The sequence below is a fragment of the Gottfriedia luciferensis genome, assembly GCF_001712755.1.
Classification (GTDB): Bacteria; Bacillota; Bacilli; order Bacillales; family Bacillaceae_G; genus Gottfriedia; species Gottfriedia luciferensis_B.
In genome coordinates this window covers 174,264-186,448 of record NZ_MDKC01000036.1, presented here as the reverse complement: position 1 = coordinate 186,448, position 12,185 = coordinate 174,264, and the positions used below count along the sequence as shown (strand labels likewise).

Below are 12,185 nucleotides of genomic sequence, written 5' to 3'. Positions count from 1 at the left end.
TCGTCAAATGATTTACAAGTATATTCATAGAGGCTTAGCCTTTATAATCCTGTAACACATTTTATAATGAACGAAAAACTTGAAACAATATTGGGGCATTTGAAGTTTACAAATGAACGTGTTGAAGTGTTTGAAAAAGAAAATAAAGTAATAAAAAAAATGTTAACTGATAGAGATAATTTTAATGCAAGCTGTGACAGATGACAGATTTAATTTATTTTTTGAAAGATAGAAAAAAAAATTAAAAACAAACCAAAAAAGAAATCTATACGATTAGTCACCTTTTTATTTTTGTAGCTTAAAATAAAAGATTCTAATATAAGTGAACCACCTAAAATGCACATTAAAATTATTTTCAAATCAATATTTTGAGGTTTAATAATAAAAAGACTACCTATCATTACTGCTATAAAAAAAGGTTTTATTTTTTTTGTCAAAACATTAGTCATCACAAACACCTTCTAAATCTGTTAGATTAATTGTTATATTATACCATAAAATAGTTTGATAAATATTCAAAAAAAATACAATAACCCTAGGGTGGTTGTCTTTTCTTAAGCAAATTTGCAAAGCTGTTTTGAATTTGCTCAGAAGTCATTAATTTACTAAAGTATTTATACAAAGCATATATTTGATATTAGTATTAATGGGTTAAAAGTAAAAATCCTAAAAATTGATTTCACAGTCGTTAAATCAACACGTTAAAAATAATAGAAGGGGAGATTTATATAATTATTGATTGCCATTTTCATGTGGATGAATCCATGCTGACTTTAGAAAAAATGATAGAGGGGATGGATAATAATAATATTGCAAAAACTGCTCTGATCCCCCCCATGAGTGAAACAATGTTTGAATCGGATAGTACCATTCAGTATCATATCCAACGATTATTCCGTTTTCTAATACTTAATACACCTCAAATTGGACACAAAATTTACGATGGCCTTGTGAAAGATGGCTATTTAAAACTTTATGGTAACTCATATAAGATTTTTACTAAACCGAATAACGATATCGTGGCTACTGCAATTGCAAGATTTCCAGATCGTTTTCTAGGTTGGGTAGCAGTGAACCCTACGATTCCTAATTTTATGGAAGAAATAGAATTCTATCTTAAAAATCCTAGTTTTATTGGTGTAAAGGCTCATCCATTCATGCATGGTTATAGTATTAAAGCTCTTGAACCAGTTGCTGCTTTATGTGAATCAAGAGGTGTACCATTGATTATTCATCTTTCTTCAGAAATTAACAGTTATAAATATCTACCTGAAAATTTTCCTAAACTCAAATTAATTTATGCTCATGCTGGTCTACCATTTTGGAAAAAACTATGGAAATACGTTAAGGAACAACCAAATGTATATGTTGATACATCTAGTGATTATCTCGATCCGTCAATTGTAAAACAAGCAGTAGAGGCTTTAGGTTACCGTAAAGTTCTTTTTGGCTGTGATGGTCCATATGGAATGAAGACATTTAATGAATATGACTATTCGGACAAGAAGAGATGGGTGGAATCCCTTCTAATTCCAGATAATGAAAAGGAATACATACTCGGAAAAAACTTTTTAGGATTAATTGAATAATTTAATTGACGGCAAAAATAATTCAAAAAAAGGTCTACCAAAATCGGTAGACCTTCTTCTTTCTATTTATTTGGACTCACTAATCGTTTTATTGATAACATCAATCACATAGTTTTTAGTGTTTTTATTAATCGAACCACCATCACCTTTAAAAATTGTGGTTTTGGTTGTATCTGTTGGTTCAATGTGAACTGGTACTTGTGTCTGACCTTCTTTTAGATTAAAAGATTGGGTGAAATTCATCTCATTATTTACAGTTACTTTTTCCCCATTGATTGTGAGGTTAGCTCCTTTAATAGCATTCCCTTTGACAGTTAGAGTTGAACCATTCACATCAATTTGGCTTACAACAAGTGGCTTATCAATCCAGCGTAAGATCGTATCTTGGACTGTCATTTTGTTGCCACCTTGATTTGAAACAACTATTTTCATATCGGTTCCAGTGGCACCGTAACCATAGTAACTGATATCATCATCTGATGTGTCAGATGGTGTATGGTCTGCTAATCCTTCATGATCCCAAGTGTTGTCTCTCGTATATTTATAAGTAATTTCAGTTCCTTCTTCAAGCTCAACTGTATATTCCCAATCCGGTGTAACTGCGCCATTTCGGCTCATTGACCATGCACCTGTATTCCAACCATTTAAGCTGTTTGGTATATTCATTTGTGCTGACAATGGAGTGTCACTTGGTGCATGTACTTTAAATGTGACTTGTACCATGACAATATCCGGTGTGACATTTACAGTATTTGAATCTACATAGTTCCCTGCTTGATCAAAGACGCGGATTTGATAGTTATATGATGTACCGTTTGTGACCTGATAATCACGGAAGGTAGTAGTGTCCCCGCTTACTGAAGTAAGTATATGACCGTCACGATAAATGACAGTTTTATATGGCTGATCTGACTGCGTAAGTTTCCAGTTCAAGTTAACCTGACCAGATTCTTGAATTGGTGTCTCCAAAGTGACCTTACTAGCAGGGGGAGTAGTATCTAAAGTGCTACGTGTGTAATTCACTTCTCCTGTTTCAGAGTATACCCATGTATTTCCTAAATCAGGTGTAAAGGCCATTCGGTATTCATATATGCCAGCCTCTAATGGAGTGAAGCTACCTTGGAACTCATTAGCTTGATTATCCTGAGATTGACCATTATATAGAGCTTTGTATGATTCCCAAGCAGTTTGGCCTTTCATTCTTACTTGAAGCTCGGCCGTAATTCCTTCAGCTGGACCTGTTTCTGTTGCACCTGGTAAGTAAAAGGTTGCTTTAACAGTTGAATCAAGTGCTAAATTCAGCTCCTGGTTGGCTAAGGCTGTCATGTTGGACACGCTAGCTTTGCTAACATCGTAATGAGGCACGAGACCAACTGAGACAGCAGGTTCAGATTCGTTCCCATTTGAATCTACAGCGGTTACAGAAAAATAGTAGTTACGACCATTATTTAAATCTGAAATGGTTACATTAGTGTCTTTAGTTTCTTTTACTTTTGTCCATAATCCGCCAGCAACAGTTGTTTGATAAACATTGAATTTTGTGCCAGTTCCTGTCCAATTTAAAGTAATTTGTTTAGAACCTACAGTACCAATTACACTTTTAACTGACTGTGGATTTTTCACGTCATTACTAGATAGTAACATTCTTCCTGATTCAGCAGGAACACTCAATGTCAACTTGCCATCCTTCACTGTAGCAGCGTATTTTTTATCTAGTTGGTCTTCTAGACGAATTCCGTTTGCAATCAGCTTTTTTGTGTCAACATCAACAGTTTGTGCAGTTTTCCCTCTGTTAATGATGATAAGGGCTGATTTTGTTCCATTAGTACGAACGTAAGCTAATACATCGTCTTTAGCATAAATATGGTGAAGATCTCCATGACTAAATAGATCGGAATTTTTACTGCGAATTTGACCAATCGTTTGATAATGTTTAATCAAATCTTGGTTTTCATTTCCCCATGGATACGTACGGCGATCATCTGGATCTTTTGATCCCGTTTGACCTGCTTCATCTCCATAATAAATGGTCGGTGCGCCAGGATAACCCATTTGAAGGATAGAGGCTAGCTTTAATCGTTTTACACCTTCATTGTAATTATAGTTCGGATCCTGTTCAGCTCTGTTATAAGTATCTGTCCCGTTGCCTAACAGGAATATAGCTCGTGCAGTATCATGTGATCCCATTAAATTCATTAGAGCATAGAAAGCTTCCTTTGGATAATCCTCTTGTACTGCAAGGAGTGAGTTTTGTGCATTTTCTGCATTACCATTTTTTAAATAATCCAGTACGGCACCTCGGAAACGATAATTCATTACAGAGTCATATTGATCTCCTAAAAAGTATTTGGAAGCATCATCCCAAATTTCTCCCAAAATAAGTGGTTTTTCATCTTTTTGAAGAGTTTGTCCGGCACCGGTCATCGTTTTGGATTTAATTTCTTTTCGAAATTCCTGCCAAAATGAGCTGTCTACTTCATTCGCAACATCTAAACGCCAACCGGAAGAACCTCGATCAATCCATGATTTGCTTACAGAGTCTTTATCATACATTATATAGTTAGCAAATGCAGTGTTGTTCAGTTCACTAGGGTGATCAACCTTTGAACCTTCTTTTGATTCAAATACTGGGAGACTGTCATAGCCCCACCAACCTTCATACTTATAATGTTCTCCATTTGAAACACCGTTGACTTTTTCATTCGGTACTTTAACATTTTCAATATGGAACCAGTTTTCAAAACCGTACGGGCTAAAAGATTGGCCTTCGGAGATAAATTGCTTTTTCGCTTTCTCTTTGGCAGTAGCCTCGGACAATTTTTCATTATTCATCAAATCATAAATACGAGACCAATATTCATATGCACCGACTGTATTGTATTTGTGATAGCGGTCAAAGTAGATGGAATCGTCTGATACGTGATTAAAAACACCGTCCAAAATTAAATGCATATTACGTTTTGCTAATTCTTTTGTGAAATCCTTAAATTCTTTTTCTGAGCCAAACATCGGGTCAACCAATTTGTAATCTGTTGCATCATATTTATGGTTAGAAGGTGCAAGAGCAATCGGATTTAAATAGAGTGTGTTGACTCCTAGTGATTGAAGGTAATCAAGTTTAGATTTGATTCCAGCGATGTCTCCGCCATAAAAATCATTACTAAACTCTCCGTCTCCAGTATATGATCCAGTTCCTTGTTCATAAGGATTATCAGGTAAGCTTGACCAAGAAGCGGGATGTTCGATTGGCTGATTACCACGAGCACCAATTTTATCCTTTACATTGTCATTTGTCTTGTTTCCGTTAAAAAAGCGATCGGGGAAGATTTGATAAACTACAGCTTCTTTCATCCAATCTGGCGTTTGGTAACTAGGGTCATATACTGTCAGTTGGAAAAGGCTCGCATTTTTATCGACTGCTTTTCCAGTATGACCTTCCTGTGTGTCTTCTCCATATTCTGCTGTTGTATCTTGATCTCTGACAATGAACTTATACCCATGAACCCCTTTGTCTGTTGGCGTAAACGTGGCTTCCCAGTACTCAAGGTCACCTTTGCCATTTGTATTTGACCAGCCTACATTCTTCATAGCCAAGACCTTTGTAGTGCCAGAATTATAATTTTTTACATAAAGGCTCGCGCCTGTCAAATCTCCTTTCTTAGCCGATATCCGTAAGGTGACAGGTGTATTTTCTGGAACAGCCCCGAATGGCTTCTTGTATACTTGGTCCCATGAATCATGAGAGAGGGCATTCTGATCAATCAAGCCATCAGAGCCTGTTGGTTTATAATCTGTATAAACTTCTTTTGTTTCACTATTATAGAAAAATGTAATAGTTGATTCTGAGAGTACAGTTAACTTCAAATTGGAAGTAGGGTAGGACTCGTTCCAATCTTTTCCTAGTACAATCTTGTATTCGTAAGTACCACTTGGCACTTTTGTGGTAAAGGAATAGATATTTTTGAAATTATCATCTTTTAAAAAGGCTGTTGAGTCTGCCGGGCTCCAAGCTGATCCTGCATTAATAGCAGGCTGGATCGTTCCAACAAGACGTGGTTGTTTTTCCGCTGCTATAGGGGTGTAATGAGTGCTATCAGTAATTGAATGAGTGTTGTCATTATAGTAGAAAGTGACAGCCTTTTGTTCGGATAGTATTAGTTTAATGTTGTTGCCTCCAGGATTTCCGCCGTCACCGTAATTTTCTGACCAGTTTCCACCAATGGCGATTTTGTACTCATATTCACCAGCCGGTAAAGTACCAGTAAATGTATAGAGACCATTACCTTTAAACACCATTTCTGTTTGTTGCGAGGATGGGTCCCAATCACCTGAATTTCCTAACAATTTTTGAAGGCTTCCTACAAGCACAACTTGTCTAGCTGTCGTTTCTGCTGCTTTTACATTTCCATTTGTAAAAAATCCCGGAAACATCTGGAGAACTAAGCCTAATACTGTAACGAGCGATAATATTGATCTCTGTTTTCTCCTCATGAAAAAACCCCTTTCTCTTTCTAAATTAGGAAAACGTTTATACAAAAGATGCAATAAAAATATGTATGTAGGTAATGCTCACTTATTGCAAACGTTTGCACAAATTGTTTTCAAAATAATTATAACTTTTTATTAACACAAATCAATGGAAAATAGCAAAATAATACAAATTTTCTGAATTAAATACACTTAATTTCAGTCACAGATAGGGCTTATATAAATAATGTTAATTGCTCTTTTTTGTTAGGATTAGGTAATTAATCATTGTTTCAAGCGATTTAAATAAAAAGTAGGGTTCGGTCTTCATATATTTATAAAAAAAACAAAGACAGATGCAGTCCCAAAAATGAGAACACGACTGTCTTTGTTTTGAATGAATAAGTAAGGTGCAATTGCTAGTATTATAACAACAGTTTCCATCGTATTATTTAATGAAACAACTTTATTTAAATTAGTAAATATTTTCTCGAATATTTCTATTTCACTAAATGAATTAACAGCATTGATATTGAAGAAATTGCCCAATAATTAAAGGAGGCCTTCATATGATCAGAACGAATGCCAATCGGCTTCAAAAATTAATTGAGTTGTTTAGTGAATATGGTAAAACGGAAAACAATGGAGTAACTAGACTAGCATTATCTCCTGAAGATCTCGCTGCAAGGAAGAAATTTCAGGCGTTATGTGAAGAAGTGGGAATGACAGTAAAGCATGATGATATGGGTAATATGTATGCTACTTTACCGGGGAAACAAAACTTACCTCCAATTGTAATTGGTTCACACTTAGACTCAGTTATTAAGGGAGGACGTTTCGACGGCGTACTAGGTGTACTCACAGCTTTAGAGACTGTTTATACAATAATAGATGAAAAGATCGAATTAGATTATCCAATTACAGTTGTCAATTTTACAAATGAAGAAGGAGCAAGATTTGAGCCATCTCTTATGTCTTCTGGAGTGCTATCAGGTAAATTTGATAAAAAGAAAATGATTACTTCTACTGATAAAAATGGAATTACATTTGAAAAATCACTAAATGAAAGCGGTTTTGAAGGTTCTGAAGCAAATCGCTTAATAGAAGCTAGCGCGTATATCGAACTACATATTGAACAAGGTCCTGTACTGGAACGGAAAAACCTAGAAATCGGAGTAGTAGAAGGTGTACTAGGAATGGTATGCTATGAAATCTCTGTATTTGGAGAATCCAACCATGCAGGTACGACACCAATTAGCATGCGCAAAGATCCGATGTTCACTGCTGCCAATGTTGTGGTCGATTTACAAAAGCAATTACAAAGACTGGATTCAGAGCTCGTTTACACAATCGGTCGTATAAATGCATATCCAAATATTCACACGGTCATTCCTTCAGAAGTAACCTTTACTTTAGAGGCGAGACATAAGGATCCGAGTGTTATTGCAGAAGTTACACGAATGGTGGAAGAACTGCCAAAAAATATAAGTGGCTGTCCAATCAAATCCACACGCCTATGGGATCGAGATACAGTTAACTTTGATGAAGAAGTCGTAAATACTGTGGAATCTGCTTGCAAAGAGTTAGGATATAAAGAAAATCGTATGTATAGCGGTGCCGGCCATGATGCTCAATTCATTGCTTCATATATTCCAACTGCTATGATTTTTGTACCAAGTGTAAATGGATATAGTCATCGTGAAGATGAGTTAACTTCATATGAAGATTGTGCTAAAGGAGCGAATGTTTTACTAAATACTGTATTAAAACTATGCCTTGAAAAAGTGAATAAATAAGGCTTTATTTCAAAACTACTAGTAATACCTTGTATGTATTTCACTAACGTAAACTATATAGATTGTTTCTTTAGACTCTCTAAAATAATTAGAGAGTCTTATTTTTATCATTATTTTGTTATCTTAAAACAACTTTACGTATTATTTACAATCCTTTAAAACTAGGTTAATTATTCTTTTTTATAGTTAGAGATGTAGAAAATAATAACTTTCCTTAGGAGGACAAACAATAATGAAACGCGGATTAAAATTAACATTTGCAGCAATGGCTATTACAGGTATGTTAGCGGGATGTTCTAATAAAGATGAAAAAACAACTGGCAAGACTACTACAGATGATAAAAAAGTAGAATTAACTGGAACAATTGGAGCTGCAGGATCAACAGCATTACAACCACTAGCTGACGAAGCGGCAACTGAATTTATGGCGAAGTTCCCACAAGTATCTATAACAGTTCAAGGTGGCGGTAGTGGTACTGGTGTAAACCAAGTATCTACTGGAGCAATTCAAATTGGTAACTCAGATGTACCAGCTGCTGAAAAATTAGAAGATAAATCATTAGCAAGTTCATTAGTAGAAGCTAAAGTTGCTGGTGTTGGTTACTCAATGGTAACAAATAAAGACGTTGGTGTAGATTCACTTACACTTCAACAAATTGAAGATATTTTCGCTGGTAAAGTAACGAACTGGAAAGAAGTTGGCGGTAAAGATGAGAAAATTAATGTAATTAATCGTCCAGCATCATCAGGTACTCGTGCAGCATTTGAAAAGAAAATTATGAAAGACGTTAAGATTAATGATGGCGTAGGAACTGTTCAAGATTCAAACGGTGCAGTTGAACAAGCTGTAAACTCTACTCCTGGTGCAATTTCTTATCTTGCTAATTCATATTTAATCGGCGATAAAAAAGATGCTTTAAAAACTGTAAAAATTGATGGAAAAGAATCTTCAACTGATAATATTACATCTGGTGCATACCCATTCTATTCATATGAGTACATGATTACAAAAGGCGATGCAAAATCTCCAGTTAAAGAATATATTGAATTCATTAGTGGCGATGAATTTGCTAACAAGTTAGTTGAAATGGGTTATATCCCAGCTTCACAAATGTCAGGTTTACAATAATAATTCAATTTAAGCTGACTCAAAAGGTCTTTGACTTTTTGAGTCAGCTTTTTGTATTTCTTTTAGTATGTCAACAAAGAAGTAACTTTATAAAGTTCACTATGAGTTCGTATTTTTTTTAATATAGATCAGCACCTGAAACTACTTAAAAAGTTAAGCTACTTTTAAGTAGTTTTCTTATGTATATTTAGCAAGTTTTAATAAGCAATTCGTATTTTATCATTCCATTCAATGCCCATAAATCAATTAAACATACTACCTCTTAAAAAGATTTACAATTTCTTTACGATTGATTAAAACTTGCTTAACTTAAAAACTTTAAAGTAGAGATTGTAAGAGATAACAAACAAAAATTAAAAACAACATAAAAAATAAAAACAAACATTTTAGGGGGATTTAAAATGAAGCGTGGATTAAAATTAACATTTGCAGCAATGGCTATTACGGGTATGTTAGCAGGATGTTCTAATAAAGATGAAAAAACAACTGGCAAGACTTCAGATGATAAAAAAGTAGAATTAACAGGAACAATTGGTGCTGCAGGATCAACAGCGTTACAACCATTAGCAGACGAAGCGGCTACTGAATTTATGGCGAAGTTCCCACAAGTTTCAATTACTGTTCAAGGTGGCGGTAGTGGTACTGGTGTAAACCAAGTATCTACTGGAGCAATTCAAATTGGTAACTCAGATGTACCAGCTGCTGAAAAATTAGAAGATAAATCTTTAGCAAGTTCATTAGTAGAAGCTAAAGTTGCTGGTGTTGGTTACTCAATGGTAACAAATAAAGACGTTGGTGTAGATTCACTTACACTTCAACAAATTGAAGATATTTTCGCTGGTAAAGTGACGAACTGGAAAGAAGTTGGCGGTAAAGATGAAAAAATTAATGTAATTAATCGTCCAGCATCATCTGGTACTCGTGCAGCGTTTGAAAAGAAAATTATGAAAGACGTTAAAATTAATGATGGCGTAGGAACTGTTCAAGACTCAAACGGTGCAGTTGAACAAGCTGTAAACTCTACTCCTGGAGCAATCTCTTATCTTGCTAATTCATATTTAATCGGCGATAAAAAAGATGCTTTAAAAACTGTGAAAATTGATGGAAAAGAATCTACTACAGACAATATCGTTGCAGGTGATTACCCATTCTATTCTTACGAGTACATGATTACAAAAGGCGATGCAAAATCTCCTGTAAAAGAATATATTGAATTCATTAGTGGCGATGAGTTTGCTAACAAGTTAGTAGAGATGGGTTATATCCCAGCTTCAAAAATGACAGGTTTAGAATAATATAAAAAATGGGAGTTGGTTTTATACCAACTCTCAATCTAATTTATTAATGGATGATAGGGGTTTATCATGAATTTCAAAAAAAGGAACTTATTTCTAATTGAATACCTTGGAAGAACTCTTGTAACTTTATGTGGTTTCTTAATGATTGGTATTACAATAGCAATAATAGGATTTATTGTAAGTAAAGGAATCCAATCATTTACAGTTAATGATATATCGTTAAGTGAAATTTTGTTTTCAAAACATTGGAGTCCAAATAATGCTACAAACCCAACATATGGTGCTTTAATCTTTATTGTTGGATCAATTCTAGTATCTGTTGGTGCTGTAATTATCGCTGCACCAATTGCGATTGCATTAGCAATTTTCATGAATTTTATTTCACCGAAGTTTGGTGAAAAAGTTTTAATACCAGTATTGGAAATTCTAGTTGGTATTCCTTCAGTAGTTTATGGATTTCTTGGCGTAACAATATTAGTTCCTCTAATTAGAAATACAGTAGGTGGCGTAGGGTTTAGCTTAATTGCAGGGATTATTGTGCTTAGTATCATGATTTTACCTACAATTGCAAGTATAGCATCTGATGCTGTCCGAGCTGTTCCTAGAACATATTTAGAAGCATCATACGGACTAGGTTCAACTAGATGGCAAGCAATTAAGTTGGCGATTGTACCAGCTGCAAAAACAAATATTTTAACTGCGATCGTTTTAGGTCTTGCTCGTGCTTTTGGTGAAGCGTTAGCAGTACAAATGGTAATCGGAAATACGGTTAAGTTCCCTAATGGTATTTTCGATCCAACGGCAACTTTAACAGGAATTTTAACAATGGATATGGCAAATACATTAAACGGTACAGCTTGGAATAACACTCTATGGACTCTAGCAATGATCTTACTTCTAATATCCTTCCTCTTTATACTAGTCATTCGATTAATTGGACGAAAAGGAGGATATGAATCATGATTGCAAGAAAAATGGATAAGGTTTGGACGGGAATACTTTGTTTAATAGCTGGTTTAGTTGTAATACTATTATTATTTTTATTAAGTGAAATTATTTTTAAAGGTTGGGGATTCTGGGACTTTAATTTCCTTTTTGGAAAACCTAGTAATATTCAAGCCGGTGGTGGGATCGGACCACAACTTTTTAATTCATTTTATATTTTAGTGTTAACATTAATTATTTCAGTTCCGATTGGAGTAGGAGCTGGGATTTATATGGCAGAATATGCAAAACCAGGTCGTTTTTTAAATTTCTTAAGATTATGTATTGAAACGTTGGCTTCATTACCTTCAATCGTAGTAGGTTTATTCGGTTTATTAGTATTTGTAACAATGACTGGATGGGGTTACACTTTAATTGGTGGTGCACTTGCGATTTCAATCTTAAATCTTCCAGGTCTAACAAGGGTAAGTGAAACAGCGTTATTAAATGTTCCTAAAACTAGTAAAGAAGGTAGTCTTGGATTAGGAGCTACAAAGTGGCAAACAATTACTAAAATTAGTATCCCAACTGCAATTCCACAATTAATTACGGGAATTATTTTAGCAGCTGGAAGAATTTTTGGTGAAGCAGCGGCATTAATTTATACTGCTGGACTTACAACGCCTATTCTAAATAATGCTGCTCCATTAAATACACCGATGAACCCGTTTAATATTTTTAGACCAGCAGAAACGTTAACAGTTCATATCTGGAAATTAAATTCAGAAGGTATCGTTCCAGATGCGCAAAGCATTGCTACAAAATCTGCTGCAGTTCTAATTGTAATGATCCTTTTATTTAATCTATTTGCTAGATTGTTTGCAAAGTTTTTAAATAGACGCTTTACAGGAGCAAAAAGATAATCAAATATGTATTTTTTAAAATCTCTATGGAAGATTCCGTAGAGATTTTTTTGTATTAG

Annotated in this window: 8 protein-coding genes; 6 read left to right on the top strand and 2 right to left on the bottom strand. The window is 34.7% G+C overall.

Annotation, left to right across the window (positions count from 1 at the left end; genetic code table 11):
* Positions 1-209: 209 nt before the first annotated feature.
* Positions 210-449, bottom strand: a complete 240-nt coding sequence (locus BED47_RS21505; protein ID WP_069035369.1) for a hypothetical protein — start codon at positions 447-449, stop codon at positions 210-212.
* Between the two features lie 315 nt (positions 450-764).
* On the opposite strand from BED47_RS21505, the gene BED47_RS21500 reads away from it, so the two are divergent.
* Positions 765-1,589 (top strand): amidohydrolase family protein, encoded by an 825-nt coding sequence (locus BED47_RS21500; RefSeq protein WP_069035368.1) that lies wholly within the window; start codon positions 765-767, stop codon positions 1,587-1,589.
* A gap of 66 nt (positions 1,590-1,655) precedes the next feature.
* Here BED47_RS21500 and BED47_RS21495 read toward each other — a convergent pair whose 3' ends face one another.
* A complete protein-coding gene (locus BED47_RS21495) occupies positions 1,656-6,080 on the bottom strand; it encodes a pullulanase X25 domain-containing protein (RefSeq protein WP_069035367.1) in 4,425 nt (1,474 codons plus the stop codon).
* 545 nt (positions 6,081-6,625) lie between these two features.
* Here BED47_RS21495 and BED47_RS21485 point away from each other — a divergent pair.
* The 5 genes from BED47_RS21485 (at position 6,626) to pstA (ending at position 12,126) form a co-directional block, all read left to right on the top strand.
* On the top strand, positions 6,626-7,852 hold the full coding sequence (locus BED47_RS21485) for a Zn-dependent hydrolase (protein WP_069035365.1): 1,227 nt from the start codon (positions 6,626-6,628) through the stop codon (positions 7,850-7,852).
* 232 nt (positions 7,853-8,084) lie between these two features.
* A complete protein-coding gene (locus BED47_RS21480; RefSeq protein WP_069035364.1) occupies positions 8,085-8,981 on the top strand; it encodes a phosphate ABC transporter substrate-binding protein PstS family protein in 897 nt (298 codons plus the stop codon).
* Positions 8,982-9,382: 401 nt separating this feature from the next.
* Positions 9,383-10,276, top strand: coding sequence for a phosphate ABC transporter substrate-binding protein PstS family protein (locus BED47_RS21475; RefSeq protein WP_069035363.1), 894 nt, complete (start codon positions 9,383-9,385; stop codon positions 10,274-10,276).
* A gap of 69 nt (positions 10,277-10,345) precedes the next feature.
* Positions 10,346-11,242, top strand: coding sequence for a phosphate ABC transporter permease subunit PstC (gene pstC / locus BED47_RS21470; RefSeq protein ID WP_069035362.1), 897 nt, complete (start codon positions 10,346-10,348; stop codon positions 11,240-11,242).
* Positions 11,239-12,126, top strand: coding sequence for a phosphate ABC transporter permease PstA (gene pstA / locus BED47_RS21465; RefSeq protein ID WP_069035361.1), 888 nt, complete (start codon positions 11,239-11,241; stop codon positions 12,124-12,126). Before pstC ends, pstA begins: the two co-directional genes overlap by 4 nt.
* Positions 12,127-12,185: the final 59 nt, after the last annotated feature.